Here is a 25,596-nt window from a genome sequence, read left to right as displayed (position 1 = left end):
CGGCGGCCGAAGCAGGCTGCCAACAACATCGGCGTGGATACTGATCATTTGACCTGTTTATTCCAAACCTGGTTTCGGCTCAATACATCCTAGCACGGAAAAATCATTCTGGTTTCTTGTAAAATTTCCAATCCAGCGGCGTGTCCTCACTGATTTTTACAGCTCAGGCTTTTCTTTTATCACAAAAGGCACAGACGTGGATTCTTCTTCCTGCTGATCGGAATTATTGCCCGGACAAAACTCACTTGGCTTGACATCGTAAACGGCATGGATTCGAAACCTGAAATTCCGGGAGAGAAGGTTCGCGAGGCCGCTGCCAGTCTGTCCACGAGGACCCGCTTACAAGTCGTTGGTTGAAGGCGTCCGACGATTTGGTGTATCCTCTTGTTTAACATGAAGACTGACAAGGCACGTAACGGTCGTGATTTGCGCTCAGTCCCGGCCTACGGGATAAGTGAGGCGGCCCACTACCTCGGGATTCCGAAGGCCACACTTCGGTCTTGGGTTTTGGGTCGTCCGTATCCTAACTGGTACCGGCGAACGATTTTTCAAGCCTACTATTCAGCTTCCAGATAAGGAGCAACGGCTCCTTTCATTTGTGAATTTGGTCGAGGCTCACGTGCTTGACGCGATCAGGCGGGCACACGGTGTTGCTCTCTGGCGAGTGCGAAAGGCAATTGACTATTTGAAGAAGCAGTTGGGTTCCCCTCATCCTCTGGCGGAACAGAGATTCGTAACAGACAAAGTGGACCTTTTTGTGGAGATGTTCGGGAACTTGGTGAATATCTCTCAAGAAGGGCAACTGGCCATGAAGGAACTTATTGAGACGCATCTTCGGCGGATCGAGCGGGATACTGCCGGTTTGCCGATAAGACTCTACCCCTTCACCAGAGAGCGTAAGCCCGACGAACCTAGGATTATCGTTATCGATCCCAACATTTCCTTTGGGCGGCCGGTATTGGCAGGTACTGGCATTGCGACCACGGTCATCGCCCAGCGCTACAAGGCGGGCGAGTCGATAGAAGAGCTGGCGGAGGACTATGGCCGCTCAACGTCCGAAATCCAAGAAGCAATCCGCTCCGAACTCTGGCTCGACGCCGCTTAACCCACCCTGTCGGCATTCACGTCAAAAAGAGTGATCTGTACAACTGGATTTCTGGGGGATGAGTCCAGGCTGTAGAGCTTCCTATGGGCCGATTGTTGCCAAAAATTCTGCGACGGTCGTGATAGTTACTTCTTTAAAAGAATGTAGCTCAAGTAGATGCCAGTCACCTGTGATGATCCAGTCAGCCTTCCCGTCGATAGCACATTCGAGCACCCTGTTATCCGCATCGTCTCTGCATTGCGTCACTGTGCTATAAGGCTGAACGACTTCAGCGAGACCGCGGATCGGAGTTAAGACACGTAGGGCCTCTTCTTCCGACAGCTTAAAGGGCTTGTCTTTTCTGGTCAGGACTTCTTCTAGCTCAGCGAGGAGGATCTCGGAGGTAAGAAAGGTGACTTTTCCGAGGCGAACTTGATTCAGGAGCTGTTTTGGCTTGCCAGGCCAAAAGATGGCTGAGATTAATACATTGGTGTCGATGACGACTCGCACTAATCGCCGCTTCTAAGATTGCTCACGATGCGAGCCACGTCATCTTCGGTAAGACGGTCAAAACCTCTTTCCTTTGCGAGATTGAAAGCCCACTCATCAAGCTCAAGCCAGTTTTTGGCCTTTTCCCCTGATGCTAAGAGATCAAGGAGATCGATGACCTCCTGTTTTCTCTTCGCAGAGAGGCTACGAAACTTCTCAAGCACGACCTCTTCATCTCTCTTTGTTGCTTTTGCCATACTTTTGCTCCTCAGCAGGCCGCTTTCCAGCATTATACCCCGAGGTCTTGAGTATTTCGAACGGGAAAACCCGGTATCGAAACACGAAAGAATCTACAAGCCCGGCGCGAAGAGCGTCGGGGAAAGCCCCTCGATATATTCCAGCGTCTCTTTCAGCGAGACCACGTCGGCGTACTTCATGTTCATGTCGAAGAGATTGATCTTGTGCGAGGACTGGCCGCGGTCGAAGACGCACTCCTCGACGACGGAGACTTTGAAGTTATAAGAGAAGGCGTCGATCACGCTCGCGCGCACGCAGCCGCTGGTGGTGCAGCCGGTGACGAGCACCGTGTCGGCGTGAAGCTCGTTCAGCATGCTGACGAGCGGCGTGCCGAAAAAGGCGCTGGGCTTTTGCTTGCGCACGAGGATATCGCCGTCTTGGGGCGCGATCTCCGCTACGATGTCGTTTCCCTTCGCCCACTTGTTGCCCAGATCTTCCGCGCCGCGGCTGTTCTTGCCGTGCCAGCGGCCGTAGGCGACCGAGCTTCCGCCTTCGTGGCCGGTCGTGTAAAAAGTCGGCAGATTCTTTTTTCGTGTCGCTGCGAGCAGGTCGCGGATGCGGTAAACGCCTTCCCAGCCTTCCTCGCCGCAACTGTTGCGAAAGCGTTCTATCGATTTCAAGATCGGCTCCGGTTTGTCGCCGACGAAGTTATAATTCATGTCGATGACCAGCACGGCGGGCCGTTCGCCGAAGCCGGCGCGCTTGCCGTAACCCGACTTGGCGAAGACCTCTTGGTCGCGTTCGGTTAAAAGATCGTCCCAGGTTGCCATGACTTCTCCTTTACGATACGGAAGCTGTTTTCTAGAGAGATAGGCGGATGGGTCGGCCCCTGTCAAGGGTTTGACCGTGGAGCTGCTCTCGCCATATAACAACGCTTCAGATGAAACGATTCAGCTCGCGCGCGCTCTTTTTTCTTTCCTGTTTTTTCATCGGTTGCGGGTCGAATTCGGTCCTCTGGAGAAAGGGCGAGGTTCCGTTTATTCCTACGCCGTCCGGGGTCGTGGACCGGATGTTGGAACTGGCCGAAGTGAAAGCGACCGACGTGGTTTACGACATCGGCAGCGGCGACGGCCGCATCGTCATCCGGGCCGCTAAGAAGTATGGCGCAAGCGCCGTAGGGATAGAAATCGACGGCGAGCTGATCGATCGCGCACGCTCGCGGGCCAGCGTGGAGGGAGTCGATCATCTCGTAAAGTTTCGCGAGGAAGATGCTTTGAATGCAGATATCTCGGAAGCCAGCGTCGTGACGCTTTACATGTTCCCGGATTTCAACAACAAGATCGAGCCTAAACTGCGCAAGCTTCGGTCAGGGGCGCGGGTGGTGTCGCACGACTTCGGCATAGAAGGATGGACGCCGACGAAAACGGAGACGGTGGCGGATACCCGATTTCATACCCATACTCTTTATCTCTGGATAGTTCCCTGACACTCAAACCTTTCAACCCATCGCCATCTTGAAAAGGCCCTATACTCCGAGGCCGATCATGCGGCTTCTAGTTTCGGGATGCCGTCGTGGTGCTTCCGTGATTTTGCGCACCGGCGTTCCATTTTGCTTCGGTTCAAGTTGGGAAAATACGATTTTGGAAAGATCATCGATCTTTTTCACTCTCCACTTGAGCAAGCCTTGGCGCACGTATTCCGGGTCGAATCCGACGACTTCGCAAATATTGGTGAAAGAAAAGGGCTGGCTGTTGTCGCCCCGAAAGATCCACTCCTCGGTCTCGCGGAATAACCTCAATCCCCTGCCGCCGCGCGAGGAAAAGTGCTTTTGGAAACAAGCGAGCGCGTCTTCCAAGACGGCCAGCATCAGCCTTTTCTCCGGTTCGGTTTGAACCTTCCTATGAAAGTTATCGAAATACTGAACCGGAAGAAGACTGTCCGGCTGAAACAGGGACGCCATATCCTCCGGTGTCGAGCGACTGACCTCAGATGCATGCATCATAATTTTCTCCTCGCCTCATTCCTTCCACGTTCTAATCACGATAATCCCCTTGGGAGTAACCGTAGTAGCGGTAGTAATAAGGTCGGCTGTAGTAATAAGGTCGATACGAATAATAGCGTTCGCGATAGTAGTAACGCGGATAGGGATCGGGGTCGTAAACGACACACCCCGCAAGGGAAGTGAACATAAGCACGATAAGCGAAACGCCAAGTAAAGTTTTTTTCATAACCGATTTCACGTCGCTCTCCTTTCCGCCTCGCTTATGGGCGCGGGGCATGGCGGGTGAATCTAACTCAATAAATTCAGCAACGGTCATGCCAAATAAATTAAGTAATAATATCGCGCTTGTAGCCGACAACCCCTGTAACCGGCAAGTCAAAAAGTATTAATAGTGGGAATATTTACGTGGGTTCGTGAAGCTGGTTTTAAGCTCAGTGATATGTTGGAGCTCCGCCGGCTATCGGGTGAAAAACTTCGCCGGCGCCGCGTTTCACGAGGGCGTCCAAAAGACTCAGTACATCGTCCGGACTTCCCAATTGAAATCGCGCCCGGGTTAGACCTCTGCCGACCCGAATCGAATAGGCCTTTTCAGGCAGCACGCCGAACGCATCTTCGTCGGTCCGATCGTCGCCGATCGCCAGGACAAAATCGAAACCGCCTTTGGCGAGCCAGCGCTGGCTGGCGATTCCCTTGTGGACGCCCGGATTTTTTACTTCCACCGCCTTATTGGCCTGCAGCACCTGAACGTCGATGTTGGCGGTAAATGCCAGCAGATCGTCGGTCAATTCGTGCGCCGCCAGAGAGCCCCGTTCCGGATCGGCGTTGCGATAATGCCAGACCGCGGAAAATTCCTTCTCTTCGATGAACGTTCCCGCCACGCGATCCGCATACGTTTTCAGTATCGGGATCAACTTTGTTTTCCAATGGGCGGTCAGCGGCTTGACCAGTTCCCACGGCTGAGCGTGTTCTTTGACCAATGCGCCGTGTTCGGCCACAAGATCTATCTTCACGGACCCGAACCAATCTTCAAGCGTCGCCTTGTCCCGGCCGCTCAGCAGGACCAATTGATTTCTTGGGTCCGCAGAAAGGCTGTCGAGTAGCCTCAGCAGTTTGGGCTCCGGCTTCGCGAGATGAGGATGGCTGGCGAAGGGCACGAGGGTGCCGTCGTAGTCCAACAAGAACAGCCGGCGGGCGCTTCGGTCGTAGTGGCGGAGCATTGCGGTTCTCGCCGCGGCGCCGAGCGGCTTCGCGTCCGGTCTCTCCCGGAGGCCGTTGATAGCAACGACCTCTCTCATAAAGCCCATCGCCCAATGGGCTACGTCGGAACGCCTGAGCCGGTTCTGCATGGTCCGATTGCGCCGAATCTGTTCTTTGCAGGGCATCTCCAGCGCAAGCTTCAACGCCTCGGCGATCTCTTCCCGATGGTTGGGATTCACGATGATCGCTTCTCCCAGCTCCTTGGCCGCGCCCGCCATTTCGCTGAGAATCAAAACCCCGGTTCTGTCGGTCCTTGAGGCGATGTATTCCTTCGCCACCAGATTCATGCCGTCCCTGAGAGGCGTCACCAACGCGACGTCGCTCAGGGCATACAAGGCCACCAGCGTGTCGAAAGGCACCGAGCGGTAATGATAGTTGATCGGCGCCCAATGGATCGCGCCGAATTTCCCGTTGATCCGCCCGACCAGCTCTTCGATCTGTTTTTTCATCCCTTCGTAATCCTGAATGCCGATCCGCGAAGGCACCACGATCATGAACAGCGTGACCTTGCCGTGCCAGTCGGGATTCCGCTCGAGCATCGTCTCGAAGCCCTGGAGCCGGTGGATGATCCCTTTAGAATAATCCTGTCGGTCGACGGAGAGGATGATCTTCGTATCGCCGAAGGTTTTTCTGAGCTCGGTCTTTTTCTTGAGCCCCTCCGGACTCTTGGCCGCGGAGTGAAACTTCTTGAAGTCCACGCCCATGGGAAAAGCGCCCACCTTGACCATGCGGTTGCCGACGGCGAGGTGCCCGATCCGGTGTTTATAGCCCAGAATGCGCTGCACGCAGCGGAGGAAGTATTCCATGTAGTCGTGCGTGTGAAAACCGATCACGTCCGCGCCGAGCAGGCCTTCCAAGATTTCCCGTCGCCACTTCGCCGGCAGCAGCCGGAAGATTTCCAATTGGGGAAACGGAATGTGGAGGAAGAAGCCGATCCGGACGCGCGGCAACTTCCGCCGGAGCAGGTCCGGCAAGAGCATCAGATGATAGTCGTGAATCCACAAGATGTCGTCTTGCCGGGCGACTTCGAGGAGCGATGCGGCGAAGACTTCGTTGACCTTTTTGTATTGCAGCCAGTAATTTTCGTCGTATCCGGCGTTGGCGGGGAAATAATGAAACAACGGCCAGATGGTCTTGTTGCAAAACCCCTGGTAAAAATTCTCGAAGTCCTCTTCGGAAAGAAATACGCCGTGGGAGCGAAACTCCGAACGCGCCTTGGCCTGGACTTCGCTCTTTTGCCGATCGCTGATGGCGCCGCCCGGCCAGCCGACCCAGAGATAATCGGGCTTGGTCGATAACAGCGGCGGCATCGTTTCCAGGAGCGATTTAAGGCCGGTCGCCACCCCGCCGGCGCTCTCTCTGAACCTGACCTCCCCGTTCTCTTGCTCGACGGTAAAGGGAAGCCGATTGGAGACGATGATGATTCTCCGGCCGGGAGTATTTCCCGTTTTCATGAGGGGCGGCCTCTACGATCCTAATTTGTAGCTCTTCTGCGGGAATTATGGAAGGCAATAATTGGCAATAATTATCGATTTCAACGGCCGGTCAGAGAGCGGCTCAGGACTGCAATTTCTCCCGCTCCGCGGCGATCAGCTCAAGCGCTTTGTTCCGGAGCTCGTCGTCGGCATTCACCAGCGCAAAGGTCCTTTGAAAACTGTCCGGCGTGAAACCGTACACGTCGAGAGTCTGCTCCACCTTGGCCACCGCCTCGCGCTCGAGCTTCCGAGCTTGCTCGGTCTTCTGACCCTCTCGCACAGGAAGCTCATACTCTTCGATCAGCCTGCGGATCGCCACATAGGTCCGGGCGAACGCCTGCAGTCTTTGGCTTACGAAATCGGTTTTTTCGCTGGGCCGCTGTTCCATTGCCAGTTCTTGGGACGGTCCCTGGGGCATATTTTGGACCGCGGTTCCCCTCGAGGACCACGGGCCCAAAAAGCCGACGACGATGGCGAGAACGATGTTCCACAGAATGAATTGTCTCATGATCCTACCTCCGACGATAGCCGAGCTTTTTGGCTCGGCTCCCGGCGGAAGGCGGTGTCGTGTGACCCCGCCTTCCGCCCCTCCTACTGCAAAACTGCAAACCGACCAGCCTAGCGTGGCGCGACTTGAACCGTGCCGCCTTCTTGCCTGGTGACCGCGATCACTTTGGGCTGGCCGTCTTTCTCGGTAAATTTAATCGTGACCCTCGCTCCTTCTTTGGCCTTGTCCATCCCCTTGCTGCTGCTGTTGACCAACAGCGTTTCCTCCCCTTTATCGGTCTTCACCACCAGGTGATTTTGACCTTTATCCACCCTCACCACCGTCCCCTTCATCTCAGCTTCGGCGAAAACCCACGCTGGCAATAACGCCATGGCGAAGATCATTGCGGCGACTTTTTGAATCATGACCGCGACCTCCTTTTCTCCACGAACAGGTTGCGGCCGATTCTTATCCAGGTCTGCCGGGCTGATCCTGCTGCGGACCCGCTCCGGGGCGCTCCTCGGGCTGCGGCTGAGGGGCCATCGGTGCCTCGCGTTTCTCAGGCTGTCCGGCCAGAGACCGCGATTGGTCCTGAGGGGCCTGAGAAGACTCGTCCTTCTTCGCTTCGCAGCCCGCAAGAAAGGCCGCCAAAACGAAGCCGGAAAGAATACCCATAGTCCAGTTGTGTTTCATCGTTTTCACCTCCTTTCGTTTTAGTATCCGATCAAATGGCACGAGAGTTCAGACCACTACCCTTAAATGACAATATTGCCGCGACGGTCTCGGCCTTGCTCGCGATAATTGCGCGATACTGAGAGGACTTTTTTAGCATACTCTTCGGGCAGCGTGATTTTACTTTCGATTTGCTTCTGCACCCACGTAGGCCCGTGGCTATAGGCTGTCAGCGCGACTTTTAAATCCCCGAACTTTTTTTTCAACCGGCCCAAATAAAAAGCTCCCAGCTTGATGTTGGTTACGGGATCATGGAGGCTTCTTTCACCTTCCCATAAATCTACGTCCGCGTCTTCCACCAGGGAGTGGGCCACGACGGGGAGCAATTGCATCAAACCCCGCGCGCCGTATGACGAGATCGCCGCGGGACGGAATTCGCTCTCTACTTTGATGATTGCCAGGACCAACATCGGGTCGAGCGCATGCTTTTCACTCTCACGCCAGATCGTCTCCGCCACTGCGCTGGCGGAGGAATGATTCAAATCCCGGTTGGATAACCTGAGCGTCAGATAAATCTCGGCTGTTTCATGCAGCCGCCTCGCTTTCGACTCCGCCAGCGGCTGGCTCGGAAAGAGCCAGGGCAATAGAATGAAGCAAGACAGCGCTAAATGGAACGGCGGCTTGAAAGAACGAAGCCAAATGTGTTTTGTGCGCATGGGAGAGTTCAAGCGCCGCGTTGATCGGAAATCAGGCGCAGCAGTTCCTTCTCGCCTGGGTCGATATAACGCCGGACGTTCACGCCTTCCCGGTCGAAGATCGAATAGGCGGACCGGCGATGGATTTCACAGTTCCCTGAGTCACAGGTGGCGTTGAAAATCACCACCGCGAGCTGTCCCTGGTCGCGGCTTACAAACAGCGCCGCGACATAATGTTCTTCAATGAGCGCCGGACTGTCGGGAATCAGCTCGAACCCTTTGAGAAATAGCCAAGGATCCTCCCCGGCGGAGGCGCTGGCGAGCGGAATAAGCGTGAATAACAAGACCGCGATGGCGCACGCGCTCCGGCTTCTCAAGGAAGTTTTCATGGCGTCTCCCGCTGGTTGAGCCCGAGGGCCACCCCAGTTATGAGTTCTTTCGTTCCTCCTCGATCATCTTGAGCGCTTTTCTGCGGAGTTGCTCGTTGTTGTTCACGGCCGTATAAAGCCGGTTGTAAGATTGCGGCGTGAGCCCCTGCTTCTCCAACGCTTTGCTCACTTTGGAATCTCCCTCGCGTTGAAGCTTCTCTTTTTCCTTGGCGTCCTGGACGCTGCCGATCTGCTTTTCATAGGACTGGCGCAGCTTGTGATATTCGACGTACGCCTTGGCGAAGCTCCGGAGTTCCTTATCGCTCAAGTTGGTCGAGGCCTGCTGAGACGGCTTGGGTGAATCTTGAGCCTGAGCGGGCAGGCCCCACAGGCCGATCAGGATCGTCAGCGCACCGAACAAAATCCGACTCGAAAGATAACGGGACATGACATCCTCCTTCAGGGCGAAATTCTCTTCTCACCCTTTTTTAACTCCCGGCGCCTTTAGATCCGGCGCTTTTTGTTGCAATTTTTTCAGCAGCTCATCGAACGACGCGTTGGCTAGAACGCGATTGAATTGCGACCTATAGTTGTTGACCAGGCTGATGTTTTCCACCACTACGTCGTAGACTTTCCACTCTCCGTCGACCGGATGAAGCTTATAATTGATGGAGAATTCTTCGCCTTTTTTCGTGATGATCTTGGTGAACACCTCGGCGTTGTCTTTGTCCTGCTGTTCGCGCGTATAAGCGACCTTTTCCCCGTTATAGCCTTCGATCTTGTCTACGTAAGAACTCTCCAGCAGATCGGCGAAGACCTTGGTGAACTCCTGCTGCTCCTCGGGCGTGCGGCGGGACCAGTGCGGGCCCAGCGACCGCTTGGCCATCTCGGGGAAGTCGAACCTGGAATAGATAGTATCGCGCAATTGCTGGCGCCGTTCTTCCTTCTTCGGGCCCGGTTGTTGCAAAATGCTGATAACTTTATCGACGGTGGCCTTGGTCTGATCGGTCGGCAGCCCCGCCTCGGCCGGGATCGCGAACGGGAGACAAAACAACACAGCGATCCCAGCAAGAAAGAACCGACGCAATTTGTAATCCATACGAAGAAACTCCTTGTGCGACTTGATTGTCATCGCTCGAGCGGTTGTTCCCTCAGGCGCTCGTTCTCTCTGCGTTGCCGTTCGAGTTCCGCCCGGTTGCGATCGATTTGGTGCTGCTGTTCGTCCTGCCTTCTGTCTTGCGCCATCAACTGGTCGCCGATCAAAGCTCCGGCGATCAGCCCGATCGGCCCGCCGATCAGAGCGCCTACTGCTGCGTGGCCGACCGTGCTGCCGATGATGGCTCCGGTGCCGGCGCCCACGCCCGCGCCGATGAGCCCGCCCTGCTCTCTTTTAGACAGCGGCTCGGAACAGCCGCCCAGCACCAGCGTCAGCGCGCCCGCTATCAGTACTCCAAGGATTTTGCTTTTCATCGAATGAGCCTCCTAATCTTTGAAATTCTCGCGCAAACTATCTTCGACCCGGGCGCGAGGGCGTGTTCTCAGCCATCGCCACCGGCGGGATATCGGCCTCGGTAATCTCTCTCGTCTTCTCGACCTCGGCCTGGCGCGCCGACAAGACCCGTACCTGTCCTACTTGCTTCGCGTAGGTTTTAATCAGCCAGACCTTGCCGGTCAGGCGGTTCATCTTGTAGGCCGTATCCACCGGACCGTTCGGCGGCGTAATGGTGTAGAGGCCGCCGGAAAGGAGAAAGAGAAAGAAAAGCAGTATGACCCCAAAAAGCGCCCATAGGGCTCTTTCCCTTATGACGTCTTTCATGAAAGCACCTCCTCGCGGAGTCACGAACGAATCGTCGCATCTATGGCGCTAGAACTCGCGCCGATTGCTAGGACTCGCCACGGCTGTTAGTACTCGCCTTGCTGGCGTCTCAGCCGTTCGATTTCCGCCTGGTTTCTGCGAATCTCGCGGTCCTGCTCGTAATTTCGATACTCCTGACCCTGGAGTTGGTCACCGATCAGCGCGCCCGCGCCCAAGCCCAGTCCACCGCCGATCAGCGCGCCCGCCGCCGGATGACCCACAGCGCTGCCAACAATGCCCCCTGCGGCGGCTCCTCCGAGAGCTCCGATGCCGGCCCCTTTTTCACGCGTGGTCAAAGGCCCGCCGGCGCAGCCCACGGCGAGGAGCGCCGCTACCGTAAGTGCCGAGAAAGTTCTGGTGCAAGCCGTATTTTTCATTTTCTTTCCTCCCTTTTGAGTTACTTTTTTATTCGCGCGAAGATTTATTATTCAAGTAAAGAATAAACGCGTCAGTGCCAGGTTCCGGAGTGGTTCAGAAGATCGCTCAGCATATCGGCCACCAATGCGTTGACCTCATTCTGGTCTTCGGCGACCAAAAAGGCCTCTTCCGTCAGCGCCGCGATCAAGTCACCCAAAGTGGTGTGGATAACCCTTCTTTTCGACGAGATGTTTTCCATCTTCAATAGTCCCAGATAACGCGGCCGGCCTTTTCTCGGGCCGAATTTTCCCCCCGATCGTGCTCGGCCGCGCGGCGCTTTTGTTGCTCCTCCCGCTTATCGCTGCGAATCCAACCCCGCTTGGGGTCGGCAAACCACTTGGAGTTGCTTACGGTTCCCTTGTCACCGGAAGATGCTGCTTTTCCATCGCCTTGTCTGTTGTCCTTCTCGCCCGCGCCGATGTGATATCCCGCCGTGGCAACGAGCAGGAACAGAGCGAAAGCAAGCGCGCCGAAGCGCCATTTTTTTCTCGCACTATTCGCCATAATCGCACCGACACTCAGAGGCTAGAGGAGCAACGGGCATGCCAGCAAAAACTGCTTCTAATTTGGCCTACTTGGAAGGCTCGACTGTAGCGTGGGGCAAGTAAAAAAGTAGGGGTGATAGGGAAAAATTACTTGGCGGTTTCGGGGCCGTACAGCGCGAGCTTGGCGTTGAGCGTCTTGGGGGTGATTCCGAGAATCCGGGCGGCCTGGGTCTTGTTGCCGCCGGTCGCGGCCAGGGCGCGTTCGATCGCCTGGCGCTCCGCCTCGGCCAAGGAGACCGGCTCGGTGTCGGCAGATTCCTCCAGGACTGTGCTCAAGCAAAACTGTTTTACGTCGGCGCCGGTTAAAGTCGGCCCGGAGGCGAGCACGGCAACCCGTTCGAGCGCGTTGCGCAGTTCGCGGACGTTGCCGGGCCAGGAGTGTTCCTTCAAGGCGGATGCAAAATCCGGCACCCAGGGAAGCACCGGCCGGCCGTACTTCTCCGCAAACTGCTCGAGAAAATAGCGCGTCAGGAGCGTGATATCGTCGCTCCGCTCGCGCAGCGGCGGCAGCTCGAGATGAAAAACACTCAGCCGATAAAAAAGATCCGATCTCAGCCGCTCTTCTTTGACCGCTTGCGCGGGCGAGCGGTTGGTCGCGGTCACGACGCGCACCGAGACCGGCACGGCATTGGCCGCGCCGATGCGGCGCACCTGATTTTCCTCCAGCACGCGGAGAAACTTCGCCTGCACCTCGGGCACCATCTCGGTGATCTCGTCGAGAAACAGTGTGCCGCCGTCGGACTGCTCGAAGCAGCCGAGCCGGCGCTCCAGAGCGCCGGTGAACGCGCCTTTCTCGTGGCCCAAGATTTCGCTTTCCATGAGCGTCGGTGGGATCGCCGCGCAGTTAAGAGCCAGAAACGGGCCGTCGCGGCGCGGCGAGAGGTCGTGTAGCGTGCGCGCGACAAGCTCTTTTCCCGTGCCGCTCTCGCCGCTCACCAGCACCGGCGCGTCGGTGGCGGCCACGCGGCTAATGTTCTGGTAGAGTTGGCGCATCGGCGGAGATTTGCCGATGAGCCCGCCGTAAGAGCCGAGCGGGGACTCCAGCCGCTGGCGCAGCGCGTTGGCCTCGCGGGTAAGTTCCACCTGCCGCAGTCCCTTTTCCAACGCCGTTCGAAGTCGGTTGGCTTCCATCGGCTTGGCGAGATAGTCGTATGCGCCGAGCTTGATGGCCTGCACCGCGCTATCGATCGTCGCCTGCCCCGTAAGCATGATCACGGCCATCTGGCGCACCCTGTCTCCCAGAGCCTGCACCAGCTCGAGGCCGGTCATTTCGGGCATGATGAGGTCGAGCACCATGGCATCGGGCTGCGACTCCTCGCACGCCTTGAGCGCGGCTTTTCCGTTGACCGCGGTCTGGCTCTTGTAACCCCATCTTTCCAAGAGCGAAGCCAAACCGTCCCGACTCGCCGGATCGTCATCGACCACCATCACTGTCGGACGCGGGCGGGTCACAGGACGCCTCCGTTCAGCGGTAAGGTCAGGCGAAAAACAGCGCCGGAGTCTGCGCCATTTTCCTCGTACTGAAGCGTGCCGCCGTGGGCCTCGACGATCAACTGGCTCAAGGAAAGACCGATGCCGCTGCCTCCCGGCTTCGTGCTCTGGCCGAAATCGAAAATCGTGGCGAGCTTCTCCGGAGGAATTCCCGGGCCGGAGTCTTTGAAGCGGAGGGTGATTTGATTCCCGTTGTGCTCGCCGCTGACTTGGATGGCGCCGCCGTGGGGCTGCGCTTCCACGGCGTTCCTGAGCAAGTTATCGAACGCCTGGCGCAAGCGGAGCTGATCGCCTTCCAGCATCCACGGCCCGGCGGGGAGATCCATGGTGACGGCGATCCTCTGGGCGGTGCATTGGGCCAACATGGCTTCCACGCTCGCTTCGAGGACCCGGGCCACGTCGAGTGGTTGCCGCTCCAGCGTCACCGGCGTGCTGTAATCGGCGAAATCGCGCAGCAATTGATCGACCTGTCGGGCGCTGGCGTCGAGCGCTTCCAGCGATCGCTGGTGCGTCGCCACTTGGGGCGAGGTGTCGCTGCTTTGGGCGTTTGGAGCGGAGTGGCGCAGCAGCTCCAGATGCACGGTCATGGCGTTGAGAGGAGTTTTGATCTCGTGGACCAGAGTCCGCGCCGCCACGGACACGCGCTGCAAAGGCGCGGTGAGACCGATGTGGCCGCGCTGTTTCATCACCAAACGGTCGATCAAGTCGAGACTGGTACCGATTTCATCCCGGCTGCCGTAACGCGGCCGGGCTTGATACGTGCCGGCCTCCGCTTCGCGCAAGGCCTCGTTGATCAAGCGAAACCGCCGCGTGTACAACGCCGTGGTGAGAAAGGCGGCGAGCAGCGCGACGTCGGCGCCGAGCAGAAACAGCAGGGTGAATTGCCGCCATAGACCCGAGACGAGCCCGGTCCAGTCCGAAGGGTTGATCCATAATCTCAAGCCGCCGGTACCGCGCGCGCCTTCCGGCATCTGCAGCGGCACGAGAACGTCGTAATACGTCTGTTCATCGTCGCTGTACGATTCGATCGTGGTGATTCCTTTGGCAAGGTTTTCGCGCAGCGCCGGTTCCGCCAGCGTTTGGCCTTGTTCCCGGCTTTGGGACGAGTAGAGAATTTTGCCTTCCGAGTTCAGCACCCACATCGCCTGAATGCTGGAGTTGCGGTCGATGTAGGCCTTGATCAAGCCCTGGACCTGCGTGTGACGCCAAGGGGTGGGCGGGGTTTTCGCGGGTGGATTGCTGGCCGCTGGTGGATTGCCTGGGTAGAGCCGCCCAAGAAAATCCCAGAACGATGAAGACGGCTTGTTTTGCTGCTGAGCCGCGGTCGGCGGAGCGTTCGGCGGCGCGTCAGGAGCTTGCTGCAGGCTCTGCGCCAGGGCGATCTCGACTTGCCGGGCCAGAAGCAGGGCAGTCTGGAGCGTGGCTTCCGTAGTCAGCCGCTTCGCGACCAACAAGATGCCTGTGGCGAAGAGACCGAAAATCACCACCACCGTGGCGACAAAGACCATGATCTGCTGTTGGCGCAGGCTCATAAAGCGCTCAATACCATAGCAGATGAACCTTTGCCGTCAACGAGGCGCGCTTGCAGCGCTCCTCCATTTTGTGCGAAGTTAAAGGACGATGGTACGCGACCTATATAACCGCCCGATCAAGGATCTCAGAATCTCGGTTACCGATCGGTGCAACTTCCGCTGCACGTATTGCATGCCGCTCGACGAGTACGAGTGGATCGATAAACGGGAGATCCTTTCTTTCGAAGAGATCGCGCGAGTGGCGCGGCTTTTCGTTCGCGCCGGCGTGGAGAAGATCAGGCTGACGGGCGGAGAGCCGCTGGTGCGCCGCGACGTGGAGTTTCTGGTGGCGGAGCTTTCGCAGCTCGAAGGGCTCAAGGATCTCTGCCTCACGACCAACGGCTCGCTGCTCGCCGAAAAAGCCGCCGCCCTCAAAGCCGCCGGGCTCAAGCGCATCAATGTAAGCCTCGACACGCTCGACCCGGAGAAGTTCAGGCGCATGACCAAGCGCGGCGACCTGGAAAAAGTCCTCGAAGGACTCTTTGCCGTAAAGGTTGAGGGGCTCGGGCCGATCAAGATCAACGCGGTGGTCGAGCGCGGCGTCAACGACGACGACATTATCGATCTGGTCGAGTTCGCGAGAAAGCATGATTTTGCGATTCGCTTCATCGAGTACATGGACGTCGGCAATTCCAACCAATGGACTTCCGACAAGCTCGTATCGAAAAAAGAGATTATCGAAAAAATCCAGGCGCGCTTTCCGCTGCGGGAGATCGGGCGCGACCGGGGCAGCGCGCCGTCGGTCGATTATGAGTTTGCCGACGGTGGGGGGGAAGTCGGAGTGGTGGCGTCGGTCACCGAGCCGTTTTGCTCGACTTGCAACCGGGCGCGGCTTACAGCGGACGGCAAGCTCGTCACGTGTCTATTTTCTTCCGCGGGACATGATATCAAAGTGCTCTTGCGCGGCGGCGCGCCGGACGAGAAAATTTTTGAATTCATCGCCAACGTTTGGGGAAATCGGAAAGACCGCTACTCCTCCGAGCGTCTCGAAGCGCTGCGCTCCTCGACTTACGATCCAGCGAACCACAAGAAAATCGAGATGATTACCTTGGGAGGCTAGATGCCGAGTCCTTCCGGTTCTCTCTTCCGTGAAAGCGCTGCTTCTTCTCTTCGAACTGACCGGTGAAACAGAATTTCGGATCATGGAACGCCACGCGCCGCGTGGGCCTGCTGCTTTTTTCCTTCTACGCCGCGGAGGGCGCAGGCCTGTTGAGCGCACTGGCATGGTACAAGAACGGCGCCAGACCGTTTCTACTGCTTTTAACCGGCCGGTACAGTCCGTTCTTCCTTGGAGGAACGCTGACGTTTCTCGCTTCGAGCGTTTACTTGTTTTCCCGCTATCGTAGGGCGCAGCGAGATAACAGACGAGAGTTTTGGTTTACCCTTGCGCTCAACGTCGTCGTGGTCGGCGCCTTGCTGATTTTTGGCGAGGCTACCGTTCGCCTGTTCCAATCCCGAATATTCTTTGCCACCACATTCATGAATACCGTTTTGCTGCCCCGAAGCTGGGGCGAATCGATCGCGCGCAATCGTGCGCTGCTGGAGCGAGCTCCAAGCAACATTTCTTATTTTATTCCGGACGATCTGTTGGGCTGGACCATCGGGGCCAATCGGCGGAGTACCGACGGCCTCTACTCAAGCAGCGCGGAGGGAATCCGAAGCGCCCGCGCAGGCGAATCTTATGCCGCCCGTACTCGGGCCTATCGCATCGCGCTGGTCGGAGATTCTTTTACTTTTGGCCTTGAAGTTCCGTTCGAGGAATCGTGGGGACATCGGTTGGAACAAGAGTTCGAATCGCGGATTCAAGTTCTCAACTTTGGCGTCGACGGCTACGGCGTCGATCAGGCTTACCTCCGATATTGGAGAGATGTGCGCCCTTGGAAACCCGATCTTGTCATTTTCGGGTTCATCAACCATGACCTCTATCGCAGCATGGCGGTCTACGCTTTCGTCAGCTTTCCAGAGTGGGGCTTTCCGTTTGCCAAGCCGCGATTCGCCGTCGATAGGGGGAAGCTTCACATGGTCAACGCGCCGGTTCTTAGCCCCGAGGCGATCCTGGCACACCGTTCGATCTTCGACCTGCCTTTTATCGAGTACGACAGAGGCTACAACCCGCATGAGTGGGAGTGGCGGCCTTATCATCGCTCTTACTTGGTTCGATTTTTACTTTCCAGATATCCTCGTTGGCCGGAGCAACGCTCGGACGTCGTTTCCGACGAGGCCGTTAAGGTCGTCAACAGCGAAATCCTTACGTCCTTCGCGAAACTGGCCAAAGCGGAAGGTTCGACACCCTTGATCGTTTACCTTCCGAGTCGCATCGGTTTTCAAGACGGCGGGACCGAGGCGAAAGATTCGGTTCTGAGGATGCTACGGGCGAGAGGCATTGAATATGAAGACTTAACCTCCTGTCTCAGGAGATTCAGCGTATCCGAACTTTTCATCGAGGGACGTCCTCATTATTCGCCAAAAGGCAACGCAATGGTGGCGCGATGTTTGAGTCCTATCGTGCGCAGGCACTTGAATAGACGGAGTAGCCAAAAGGTCGACCCGAGCTGATCGCTGCGGACGGTGATTCAGTACATGGTCGGGCGCGGTTCAGCCGGCTTCGGCAATACGCCGCGGCGCTCCAGATCCGCCCGCTCCGCCGCGGTCAGTCTCCCCTCGGGCACGTAACCGTCGGGCTCGTATTTCTTCACGCATTCATCGACCATAACGGTGGCCATTCCCGTCATGAGGCCTGACCCGGAGCCGCCGCATTTTATCGTCGCGCCGGTCCGGGGCTGGACCAGGAGCACGCTGTCACTCGCGCACGCCGCCAGGCCGAGAACTAACCCAACAACCAGAGCCGCATGGATACTCCACATGTTCGTCTCCTTCCATTGAATAATTGTCTAGTGCATGGAGGATGTCTTGGCAATGATCCTTCAGCGAAACGTTGACGCTGACAGCGCGCTGAGATAGCTTTTCACTTCAAAGCGAAGGAGAACGATCATGCTGCTGAAAGACAAAATCGCGCTGGTTACGGGATCGACCAACAACATCGGCCTGGGCATTGCGCGGGCGTTCGCGCGCGAGGGGGCGAAGGTGATCGTCCACTCGCGCCACGGCGACGAAACAAAAAAGATCGCGACGGAAATCGGCGGCGACCACTTTGCCGCGGATCTGTCCCAGCCGGAGCAGGTGGAACGCCTCTTCGCTCATATCAAAACCAATCATCGACGCCTCGACCTTCTCGTCAACACGGTCGCGCATTCGACCAAGAACGACATTTTGGAGACGACGCTGGAAGAATGGAGCCGGATTATGGCGGTGAACGTCACCGGCTACTTTCTCTGCATCCAGCACGGCGCGCGGATGATGAAAGAAAACGGCGGCGGCGCGATCATCAACATCTCGGCTGCATCGGGAGAGAGAGGCAGTCCGGGAACCGCGGTCTACTCGATCTCCAAGGGCGCGATCAACGCGCTCACGCGCCAGGCCGCGGTCGATCTCGCGCCCTATAAGATCAGGGTCAACGGCATTATCTCGGGCATCGTCGGCACGCCGCTCGGAAGAAAAGACATGGGAAACCGGAAACCGGAATACGAGAGCATTCCGCTTAGACGCATCGGCCAACCTGAAGATGTCGGGGAAGCGGCGGTGTTCCTGGCTTCGGAAAAGGCGAGCTACATTACCAACGCGATCCTGCCGGTGGACGGCGGGCGGATGAACTCGATGGGCAGCGCGTCCCGCGGGTAGCCGCTCTTGGGCAGGCCAAATCAATCATCCAGCCGATCCGGCCGTGTGCTGGAGCTTTCGCAAGACGGATGGCTCCTATTGGCCGCCTGCGCCGTCCGCTCATTCGCTTATGGCTTTCTGTCCGTAGTGCTCGGCCTTTACCTTGATGTCATTGGGCTAGGCACGACAGCTATCGGTTGGATCTTTACCGCCGCGCTTGCGGGCGGGGCGATCATGACCGTGGTTCTGACGGGTGTAGCGGACCGCTTCGGTCGCAAGACGCTTCTCGTAATCGGCGCGATGTTGATGGCCCTCGCGGGTCTGGTGTTCGTTGCCACAAACAATCCCCTGTTGCTGGCGGTCGCCGCTATTTTCGGAACCATCAGCCCCTCGGGGAAAGAGGTGGGACCGTTTCTTTCGATCGAACAGGCGATCCTTCCCCAGACGACCGGCGATCAGAACCGAACCGCCGTTTTTTCTGTCTACAATCTTGTGGGCTCGCTCGCCGGCGCTCTCGGCGCGCTGGCGGTCGGGTTGCCGTCGCTCCTGTCGCTGCCTTTGCTCACGGGTTATCGTCTCTTGATCGGAGGTTATGTCGCTGCCGCAGCCCTGATGTTGCTCCTGTTTGCCATGCTCTCACCGGCCATCGAAGCCAGAACCAGACCTACCGAAGTTGCGCGCAGAATCGGCGTCAAAAAGTCACGAGCCATCGTCGCCAAACTGTCGGCATTGTTCGCTCTCGACGCCTTCGCCGGGGGCTTCATCGTTCAGAGCCTGGTCGCCTACTGGTTCTTTCTTCGTTACAAAACCGATATCAAGGCCTTAGGCGGCATCTTCTTCGGCACCAACCTTTTGTCCGCCCTCTCTTTCCTGGCCGCTCCTTTGATCGCGCGGCGGATAGGGCTGTTGAATACGATGGTTTTCACTCACCTGCCGTCGAATTTCCTGCTGCTCCTGGTGCCGCTGATGCCCAACGTGCAGTCGGCGGTCGTCGTGCTGCTGGCACGCCACCTGCTCTCGCAGCTCGATGTGCCTACCCGTCAGTCTTACACGATGGCGATCGTCGATTCCGGCGAGCGGGCCGCCTCAGCGGGCATCATGTCGGTGGCTCGAAACACCGGCGCCGCCGCCGCACCGCTGTTCGCGAGCGCGATTCTCGCGATCCCGTCTTTGGGCTTGCCGTTTTTACTCGCCGGCGGGCTCAAAATTATTTACGACGTTTGGATCTTCGCAGTCTTCCGCCACGTACGGCCGCCGGAAGAGATTGTCGGGAGAAGTTCCTAGCCGGGTCTCCCCGCCACACGCGGCCCACAGCCTCCCCCCGACGGCGGTCAGGACGACCACGAGCCAGAGGAACAAATTGCCATTAGCGCAGTCTCTATGTCCGTACTCGGCCAAGCCGTATGTGGGAGAGTTTTCTCGATGGAATGTTCAGGCAAGCCCTAGCCGCCAGCGGGTCCGTTGGTTCCAATGGGGGAGACCAGCACTTTATCGATCCGCTTCCCATCCATGTCGACAATCTCAAAGCGCAGATCGTTCCACTCGAAATGGTCGGAGACCGACGGCACGCGGCCCATATGGGTAAAGAGAAACCCGCCCAGGGTTTGATAGGCGTCTCTATTTTCTCCCGGCAGGCTCTCCAGATGAAAGATCTCTTTGAACTCATCGACCGACAGCATGCCATCCAGAAGCCATGAGCCGTCGTGACGTTGCACGGCCTTGGATTCCGCCGGACTTCCCTCCAGGGCGATCTCTCCGGCGATGGCTTGCAAAATGTCGTGGTGTGTCAGCAAGCCGTTGATGCCGCCGTGCTCGTCCACGATGAGTGCGATATGGTTCCCGGTCCGCTTGAAAAATTCCAGCAGATGCAGCGCGGACATGGTCCGCGGCACGAACGCCGGCTGCTGGGCCGACGCCTTCAAGTCGATCGGTTCCGCCGCGAGAGCGCGGGCCAATAGATCCTTCGCCTGGACCACACCGACGATATTGTCGAGGTTGCCGTCGCTCACCGGAAAACGGGAATGGCCGCTATCGCTTATTTTCTTCAGAATCTGCTCGGGTGAATCGCTCAAGTCCAGCCAGGCGACCCGGGTTCTCGGCGTCATCAAAGCCCGCGCCGTCCTGTCGCCCAGGCGGAATACGGCTTCGACCATGTCTTGCTCGGTCTCCTCGAAGACGCCGGCCTCGGTGCCTTTCTGCACCAACGTTTTGATCTCTTCCTCCGTAACCGGACGCTCCCGGTGGGGCGCCGCGCCGAACAGCCGGAACAGCGCGTCGGTCGATACGCTCACCAGACGAACCGCCGGCCAAAAAACCGTCGCCAGCGCGCGGAGCGGCAGCGCCACCAACACCGCGACTTTTTCCGGATCGATGGCCGCAAGGCGCTTCGGGATCATTTCACCCAGCGTAAGTAAAAGAAATGCGATCACGACCACGGCCGCGCCGAAAGCGATCACCTGGCTATAGGGCTCGATCACCGGGACGACGCCAATGTATGCGGCAAATTGCTCGGCGATGATTCTGCCGCCGAGCGCGCCGGCCAGGACGCAAACCAGGGTGATGCCGATCCGAATGGCGTGAAGGTAGCGGTAAGGCGCCTCGACGAGCTCCAGAGCTACGCGCGCCATTTTACTGCCTCGGTTGACCCATTCCACAAGCCGGGATTTACGCGCGGTCGTTACGGCAACCTCAGCCATGGCAAGCAAGCATGCGACGATAAGAAGAACCAGAATTACGATTTCGTATCCCATATCGACTGCCTACAACCTCCTAAGCCTTGCCGCACCGGACCGATGGCGGACGCGAGGGAAACCGGCCGTGCAAACTATTGGCGCATTAGGATTCAAGGACATTTTCGGGCAGGAAACCAAGATTAACGTAAAATCATTCGCTTGGCTAGTTGATTGATAAGAACGCTCTTGGTTCCGCTTACATTCCCGAAAGAAGCTTGTAAATAAATCCCGCACTCCCTCCGGCGAGCACGAGCCAGGCCGAGTTGATCTTGAGACGGAAGACCAGCAGCGCCGACAGGAGCGCGAGGGTGAGCGTGAAGGCATCGATCAAAGCCGACCGGCCGAGTTGCCACGTTACCACAGCCATCAGTCCTAAAGACGCCGCGTTCACGCCGTCCAGGAATCCCCCGGCCCACGGCGAACGGCGCAGGCGCGGAATCAGCGGACTGCTGGCGGCGACGAAGACAAAGGCCGGCAAAAAGATGCCGATCGTGGCGAGAACCGCTCCGGGAGAACCGGCGATCAGATAGCCGACAAAAGTCGCGGTGGTAAAAACCGGTCCGGGCGTGAACTGACCGATGGCGACCGCGTCCAGCAATTGCTGGTCGGTGAGCCAGTGCCAACGATCGACCAAATCGGCGCGGAGAAAAGCGAGCAGTACATAGCCGCTGCCGAACAGAACCGAGCCGATCTTGAGAAAAAAAAACGTCAGGGCGGTCAGTGTGACGGGTTTGAGCGCCATGGTAACCGATGGGTCGCCGGCCAATGTAAACAACGGTGAAAGGGCCGGTGCCGTCAGTCCCGCGAATCCGCACATGGTCGAGCCCTGCCTGAGGTTCTGCAAAGCCATCACGACAAAGCCGGCGGCGAAGAGCAGCAGGATCTCGTTGGCGCCGAAGAAAAAGAAAACGATCACGGCAAATCCGGCGAGGGCGGTCAGCGGTCCTTTGACGGCTGCCTTGCCCAATCCCCAAAGCGCCTGAACGATGACGGCGATAATCACGGGCTTGATGCCGTAGAGGAGCCAGGTCGCTTCCGGCATGGAGCCGTACCGGACGTAGAGGGCAGCCAAGCCCCAGACGATGAGCATCGCCGGCAGGATGAAGCAAGTTCCGGCCACGACGAGACCTTTCCAGCCCGCGCGCAGCCAGCCTATATGGATCGCCATTTCCGTGGAGTTGGGTCCGGGAATGAGATTCGTCGCGCCGAGAAGATCGAGAAATTGTTCGTGGCTGAGCCAGCGCCTCCGCCGCACGATTTCTTCTTCCATAAGCGCGACGTGCGCGGCGGGACCGCCGAAAGCGATCGTGCCGAGTTTCAGGAACAGAGTTGCAAGCTCTACGATAGCAGCGCGCATGTTTTATCCCGTCTGCTGTTGTCTTTTATGGACGCGCGACGGTCACCCGGCCCGGACCAACGGCCAGAGTATCAATCCCACCAGTCCCGAAACGGTCACCAGCACCGGCTCCGGCACTTTGAAACGCCACAGGACCGCGAGGCTGACGACTCCGATCGCCGCCGTAGGCAGATCAATGATTGCCCGCGCGCCCAACACGATCACTGCGCCCGTGATCGCGCCGGTCGCGGCCGCCGTCGCGCCGTCAACAAAGGCCTTAAGCTGAGGATTGTCCCGGTGGCGCTTGAACCAGGGCGCTGGGAGAATCGTAAAAAAATAGACCGGCAGGAAAATGCCGATCGCCGCCATGATGGCGCCGGCCTGGCCGGCGACGAGAAAGCCGATGAAAGCGACGGTGATAACCACGGGTCCGGGGGTAATCATCGCCACGGCCACGGCGTCCAGGAATTGGTGCTCGGTGAGCCAGCCGAATTGCTGCACCACTCCCTGGTGCAAAAACGGAATGATCGCCAACCCGCTGCCGAATACAAAAGCGCCGGCCTTGGTAAAAAAAAACAGAATCTGAGCCAGCACATCCGCGGAATCGGCCGCCGTCCCGGCCTGGCGCAGCCAGGCCTCCATCAGCCAAACGGCGAAACCGAGCGCTCCGCCTCCGAGCGCCATGAGAAGACCGCGCCGCCAACCCGGCCACGCGTGGGTGAGCAGAACCAGCAACCCCGAAAGAATAAAGAATTCCGCCAGCTCGGCCTGAGTCCACACGGTCACCGCCGTGAGCGCGACGAAGATGCCCCAGAGCAGCGGATCGCGCTTGTTGGTGCTGCGGGCGAGCTTGTAAGCGGCGATGGCGATGATGGCGATGACCGTGGCGCCGATCGCGTAGAAAAGCGCCTGCATCCACCACAGCCCGCCGTACGCGACGTAGGCCAACGAGATGGCGACCACCATCAAAAACGAAGGCAGCACGAAAGCCAGACCGGCGAGCGTTGCGCCCAGCACGCCGGCCTCGAAATATCCAATTGCGATTGCGACTTGTGCCGCTAACGGTCCCGGCATGATCTGAGCGAGCGCGAGGGACAGCTTGTAGGTATCGTCGGTGATCCAACGTCGTTGCTCGACCAGGTTCCTGTGCATGAAGCCGACCAGCGCGACCGGCCCGCCGAAACCGAAAGTGCCGAGGTAGAGAAAATAACGGACCAGCTTCCAGAGCGGCATGAGCCTGCTTCTATCATATTCGTGCCGGCGAAAGACAACCCACGTTGGAAAATTAAATGGGAGAGCGATATATAAAGAACCGTGCTCGTTCGAGAGATTTATGCTTAAGGTGATACCCGTAGAAGAAGCGGTCGGCCTGCCGTTGGCTCATGATATCACAGAGATCGTTCCGGGGAAGCACAAAGGACCGGCGTTTCGCCGCGGCCACGTGATCCGGCCCGAAGACGTGTCCAAGCTACTCGACGTCGGCAAGGCGCACATCTACGTCATGGAGTTGGACCAGGACGAGCTTCACGAAGAGGACGCCGCGAAAAGGTTGGCCAAGGCGGCGGCGGGGCCGAATATCCGTTTGACCGAGCCGGTGGAAGGCAAGGTCAGCCTTATCGCCGAGTCCCCCGGACTGTTAAAGATCGACGCGGCGCGTCTCACCCGGTTCAACGCTTTAGGAGATTTGATGCTCGCTACGCTCACGACCGACAGGCACGTGAAGAAGGGCGAGGTGATAGGCGGCACGCGGACGATTCCCGTCGTCGTGAAAGAAGAATTGGTCAAGCGGGCCGAGGCGATCTGCAAAGGAAAACCGATCGTGATGATCGTCCTGATTCCGCCGCGACGGGTTCATTTAATCGTCACGGGCAGCGAGGTGTATACCGGCAGGATCAAAGACGGCTTTGAGCCGGTGGTGCGGCGGAAGCTGGCGGATATGGGGACCGAGTTGGAAAGCGCCAAGCTCGCGCCCGACGATCCGGACGTGATCGCCCGGAACATCAAAGAGGCAGAGGCGGCAGGCGCCGACCTTATTTTGGTTAGCGGCGGCATGTCGGTCGATCCGGACGATCTCACACCCGAAGGCATCCGGCGTAGCGGCGCTCAGGTCGAATGCCATGGCTTTCCCGTACTTCCCGGCTCGATGTTCCTCATGGCGTACTTAAAAGAAATTCCGATCCTGGGACTCTCCGGCTGCGTGATGCACGATCCGATCACGGCTTTCGACGTGCTCCTGCCGCGCCTGCTCGCAGGCGAAACAATTACACGCGCGGATATCGTCGCGATGGGTCACGGCGGATTGCAAAGAAAGCACGAACACTAAAACAGCAATCAGGCTGAAAGCTTAACTTTAAGGAGGAACTCATGCTGGTGCTTAAAACTCCAACGGAAAGATGGGATCCGCGCTGGTCGGCGCTTCTCGTCGTCGACGTGCAGAATGACTTCGTGAGCCCGAAGGGCAGCGCGGCCCAGCGCGGCGAGGACGTGAGCGCGTCGGTAGTGATGGTGCCGAGGCTCATCCGTCTCATCGACGAGGCGCGGCGCGTCGGCCTGACGGTCGTCTATATCAAAACGACGCACGGCGAGTGGACCGACACGCCGAGCTGGATTTATCGCAAGTCGCAGCAAAAAGTTTTAAATACCTGCCGAGAGGGAACGTGGGGCGCCGAGTTCTACGAGGGCATTTCACCGCTGCCATCCGAGAGGGTGGTCATCAAGCATCGCTATAGCGCGTTTATCAACACCGACCTCAACACCGTTCTTAAGGCAAAGGGCATCGAGAGTGTGTTAACTACGGGCGTGGCGACCAACGTCTGCGTCGAGACCACGACGCGGGACGCCTACATGTACGATTATTACGTAACGATGGTGGGCGATTGCTCGGCGGCGTACGATCTTAAAATGCACGAATCGACGCTGGAGAATATGCGCCGCCACTTTGGCCTCGTGGCGACGTCGGACGAGATCATTCAAACCTGGCGGGGACTGGGACAGAAGAAAGCGGCGGTTTCTTAACCTTCCGGCATCAAACGACTAGAAACCTTGGCGCCAAGAACGTGGCGGATGCAAGGCGCCGCGAAGCCTCGCGCCGGAGCATATTTCCCTCACCCTTCCCTCTCCCACAGGGAGAGGGTTGGGGAGCGGGGATAAGAAAAATGCCAGGCTG

The 25,596-nt window shown here is 58.0% G+C and carries 32 protein-coding genes; 8 read left to right on the top strand and 24 right to left on the bottom strand.

The genetic code is table 11. The annotated features are described in order from the left end of the window. Positions 1–619 precede the first annotated feature (619 nt). Entirely contained in the window at positions 620–1,105 is a 486-nt protein-coding gene (locus tag VGL70_24005; protein ID HEY3306597.1) for a DUF433 domain-containing protein, read from the top strand. Positions 1,106–1,186: 81 nt separating this feature from the next. Here VGL70_24005 and VGL70_24000 read toward each other — a convergent pair whose 3' ends face one another. The 3 genes from VGL70_24000 to VGL70_23990 all read right to left on the bottom strand — a co-directional run bounded on the left by VGL70_24000 (position 1,187) and on the right by VGL70_23990 (position 2,640). Then, on the bottom strand, positions 1,187–1,594 hold the full coding sequence (locus tag VGL70_24000; GenBank protein ID HEY3306596.1) for a putative toxin-antitoxin system toxin component, PIN family: 408 nt from the start codon (positions 1,592–1,594) through the stop codon (positions 1,187–1,189). Further along, positions 1,594–1,830 carry a hypothetical protein gene (locus VGL70_23995; protein ID HEY3306595.1) on the bottom strand — a complete coding sequence of 79 codons (237 nt, stop codon included), beginning with the start codon at positions 1,828–1,830 and terminating at the stop codon, positions 1,594–1,596. The genes VGL70_24000 and VGL70_23995 overlap by 1 nt, the downstream gene beginning before the upstream one ends. Positions 1,831–1,923: 93 nt before the next feature. Further along, positions 1,924–2,640 carry an isochorismatase family protein gene (locus VGL70_23990; protein HEY3306594.1) on the bottom strand — a complete coding sequence of 239 codons (717 nt, stop codon included), beginning with the start codon at positions 2,638–2,640 and terminating at the stop codon, positions 1,924–1,926. A 110-nt stretch (positions 2,641–2,750) separates the two neighbouring features. On the opposite strand from VGL70_23990, the gene VGL70_23985 reads away from it, so the two are divergent. Then, a complete protein-coding gene (locus VGL70_23985; protein HEY3306593.1) occupies positions 2,751–3,296 on the top strand; it encodes a class I SAM-dependent methyltransferase in 546 nt (181 codons plus the stop codon). Positions 3,297–3,335: 39 nt separating this feature from the next. On the opposite strand, the gene VGL70_23980 is transcribed toward VGL70_23985, so the two are convergent. The 17 genes from VGL70_23980 to VGL70_23900 all read right to left on the bottom strand — a co-directional run bounded on the left by VGL70_23980 (position 3,336) and on the right by VGL70_23900 (position 14,606). Further along, positions 3,336–3,812, bottom strand: coding sequence for a hypothetical protein (locus VGL70_23980; GenBank protein ID HEY3306592.1), 477 nt, complete (start codon positions 3,810–3,812; stop codon positions 3,336–3,338). A gap of 31 nt (positions 3,813–3,843) precedes the next feature. Beyond that, on the bottom strand, positions 3,844–4,050 hold the full coding sequence (locus VGL70_23975; protein HEY3306591.1) for a hypothetical protein: 207 nt from the start codon (positions 4,048–4,050) through the stop codon (positions 3,844–3,846). 193 nt (positions 4,051–4,243) lie between these two features. Then, positions 4,244–6,523: a bifunctional alpha,alpha-trehalose-phosphate synthase (UDP-forming)/trehalose-phosphatase gene (locus VGL70_23970; GenBank protein HEY3306590.1), complete on the bottom strand. Its 2,280-nt coding sequence runs from the start codon at positions 6,521–6,523 to the stop codon at positions 4,244–4,246. Positions 6,524–6,626: 103 nt separating this feature from the next. Beyond that, a complete protein-coding gene (locus VGL70_23965; protein HEY3306589.1) occupies positions 6,627–7,052 on the bottom strand; it encodes a DUF4168 domain-containing protein in 426 nt (141 codons plus the stop codon). A gap of 110 nt (positions 7,053–7,162) precedes the next feature. Next, entirely contained in the window at positions 7,163–7,456 is a 294-nt protein-coding gene (locus tag VGL70_23960) for a hypothetical protein (protein ID HEY3306588.1), read from the bottom strand. A gap of 43 nt (positions 7,457–7,499) precedes the next feature. Then, positions 7,500–7,724 carry a hypothetical protein gene (locus VGL70_23955; protein HEY3306587.1) on the bottom strand — a complete coding sequence of 75 codons (225 nt, stop codon included), beginning with the start codon at positions 7,722–7,724 and terminating at the stop codon, positions 7,500–7,502. 62 nt (positions 7,725–7,786) lie between these two features. Further along, positions 7,787–8,419: a lytic transglycosylase domain-containing protein gene (locus VGL70_23950; protein HEY3306586.1), complete on the bottom strand. Its 633-nt coding sequence runs from the start codon at positions 8,417–8,419 to the stop codon at positions 7,787–7,789. 8 nt (positions 8,420–8,427) lie between these two features. Continuing rightward, a complete protein-coding gene (locus VGL70_23945) occupies positions 8,428–8,787 on the bottom strand; it encodes a hypothetical protein (protein HEY3306585.1) in 360 nt (119 codons plus the stop codon). 37 nt (positions 8,788–8,824) lie between these two features. After that, a complete protein-coding gene (locus tag VGL70_23940) occupies positions 8,825–9,214 on the bottom strand; it encodes a DUF4168 domain-containing protein (protein ID HEY3306584.1) in 390 nt (129 codons plus the stop codon). A gap of 30 nt (positions 9,215–9,244) precedes the next feature. Further along, entirely contained in the window at positions 9,245–9,865 is a 621-nt protein-coding gene (locus tag VGL70_23935; GenBank protein HEY3306583.1) for an ABC transporter substrate-binding protein, read from the bottom strand. A 29-nt stretch (positions 9,866–9,894) separates the two neighbouring features. Then, on the bottom strand, positions 9,895–10,236 hold the full coding sequence (locus VGL70_23930; GenBank protein HEY3306582.1) for a glycine zipper domain-containing protein: 342 nt from the start codon (positions 10,234–10,236) through the stop codon (positions 9,895–9,897). Between the two features lie 37 nt (positions 10,237–10,273). Continuing rightward, positions 10,274–10,582, bottom strand: a complete 309-nt coding sequence (locus tag VGL70_23925) for a hypothetical protein (protein ID HEY3306581.1) — start codon at positions 10,580–10,582, stop codon at positions 10,274–10,276. Between the two features lie 86 nt (positions 10,583–10,668). Then, complete coding sequence (locus tag VGL70_23920; GenBank protein HEY3306580.1) at positions 10,669–10,998, bottom strand: glycine zipper domain-containing protein; 330 nt, start codon at positions 10,996–10,998, stop codon at positions 10,669–10,671. 71 nt (positions 10,999–11,069) lie between these two features. Then, on the bottom strand, positions 11,070–11,237 hold the full coding sequence (locus VGL70_23915) for a hypothetical protein (GenBank protein HEY3306579.1): 168 nt from the start codon (positions 11,235–11,237) through the stop codon (positions 11,070–11,072). Positions 11,238–11,239: 2 nt separating this feature from the next. Beyond that, positions 11,240–11,542 carry a hypothetical protein gene (locus tag VGL70_23910; protein HEY3306578.1) on the bottom strand — a complete coding sequence of 101 codons (303 nt, stop codon included), beginning with the start codon at positions 11,540–11,542 and terminating at the stop codon, positions 11,240–11,242. A 128-nt stretch (positions 11,543–11,670) separates the two neighbouring features. Further along, entirely contained in the window at positions 11,671–13,035 is a 1,365-nt protein-coding gene (locus VGL70_23905) for a sigma-54 dependent transcriptional regulator (protein HEY3306577.1), read from the bottom strand. After that, positions 13,032–14,606 (bottom strand): HAMP domain-containing sensor histidine kinase, encoded by a 1,575-nt coding sequence (locus VGL70_23900; GenBank protein HEY3306576.1) that lies wholly within the window; start codon positions 14,604–14,606, stop codon positions 13,032–13,034. Before VGL70_23900 ends, VGL70_23905 begins: the two co-directional genes overlap by 4 nt. Before the next feature lie 88 nt (positions 14,607–14,694). Here VGL70_23900 and moaA point away from each other — a divergent pair, with 88 nt between their 5' ends. Together moaA and VGL70_23890 are read left to right on the top strand one after the other, a co-directional pair. Further along, entirely contained in the window at positions 14,695–15,705 is a 1,011-nt protein-coding gene (moaA, locus tag VGL70_23895) for a GTP 3',8-cyclase MoaA (GenBank protein HEY3306575.1), read from the top strand. Positions 15,706–15,767: 62 nt separating this feature from the next. Next, positions 15,768–17,201, top strand: coding sequence for an SGNH/GDSL hydrolase family protein (locus tag VGL70_23890; protein ID HEY3306574.1), 1,434 nt, complete (start codon positions 15,768–15,770; stop codon positions 17,199–17,201). 17 nt (positions 17,202–17,218) lie between these two features. On the opposite strand, the gene VGL70_23885 is transcribed toward VGL70_23890, so the two are convergent. Then, a complete protein-coding gene (locus VGL70_23885) occupies positions 17,219–17,509 on the bottom strand; it encodes a hypothetical protein (GenBank protein HEY3306573.1) in 291 nt (96 codons plus the stop codon). A 127-nt stretch (positions 17,510–17,636) separates the two neighbouring features. Between VGL70_23885 and VGL70_23880 the strand changes: the two genes are divergently transcribed. Beyond that, positions 17,637–18,383, top strand: coding sequence for an SDR family oxidoreductase (locus VGL70_23880; GenBank protein ID HEY3306572.1), 747 nt, complete (start codon positions 17,637–17,639; stop codon positions 18,381–18,383). 45 nt (positions 18,384–18,428) lie between these two features. Beyond that, entirely contained in the window at positions 18,429–19,646 is a 1,218-nt protein-coding gene (locus VGL70_23875) for an MFS transporter (protein HEY3306571.1), read from the top strand. Between the two features lie 158 nt (positions 19,647–19,804). On the opposite strand, the gene VGL70_23870 is transcribed toward VGL70_23875, so the two are convergent. The 3 genes from VGL70_23870 to chrA (VGL70_23860) form a co-directional block, all read right to left on the bottom strand. Further along, on the bottom strand, positions 19,805–21,112 hold the full coding sequence (locus tag VGL70_23870) for a hemolysin family protein (protein HEY3306570.1): 1,308 nt from the start codon (positions 21,110–21,112) through the stop codon (positions 19,805–19,807). A gap of 178 nt (positions 21,113–21,290) precedes the next feature. Continuing rightward, positions 21,291–22,451: a chromate efflux transporter gene (chrA, locus tag VGL70_23865; protein ID HEY3306569.1), complete on the bottom strand. Its 1,161-nt coding sequence runs from the start codon at positions 22,449–22,451 to the stop codon at positions 21,291–21,293. Positions 22,452–22,493: 42 nt separating this feature from the next. Then, positions 22,494–23,663 carry a chromate efflux transporter gene (gene chrA / locus VGL70_23860; protein ID HEY3306568.1) on the bottom strand — a complete coding sequence of 390 codons (1,170 nt, stop codon included), beginning with the start codon at positions 23,661–23,663 and terminating at the stop codon, positions 22,494–22,496. A 100-nt stretch (positions 23,664–23,763) separates the two neighbouring features. Between chrA (VGL70_23860) and VGL70_23855 the strand changes: the two genes are divergently transcribed. Then, positions 23,764–24,753 (top strand): molybdopterin-binding protein, encoded by a 990-nt coding sequence (locus VGL70_23855; GenBank protein HEY3306567.1) that lies wholly within the window; start codon positions 23,764–23,766, stop codon positions 24,751–24,753. A gap of 41 nt (positions 24,754–24,794) precedes the next feature. After that, entirely contained in the window at positions 24,795–25,445 is a 651-nt protein-coding gene (locus VGL70_23850) for an isochorismatase family cysteine hydrolase (GenBank protein HEY3306566.1), read from the top strand. Positions 25,446–25,596: the final 151 nt, after the last annotated feature.

The sequence above is a fragment of the Candidatus Binatia bacterium genome (genome assembly GCA_036504975.1).
Taxonomy (GTDB): domain Bacteria; phylum Desulfobacterota; class Binatia; order UBA9968; family UBA9968; genus JAJPJQ01.
The sequence above is the reverse complement of the archived record's forward strand: the minus strand, read 5'-3'. Positions and strand labels throughout refer to the sequence as shown.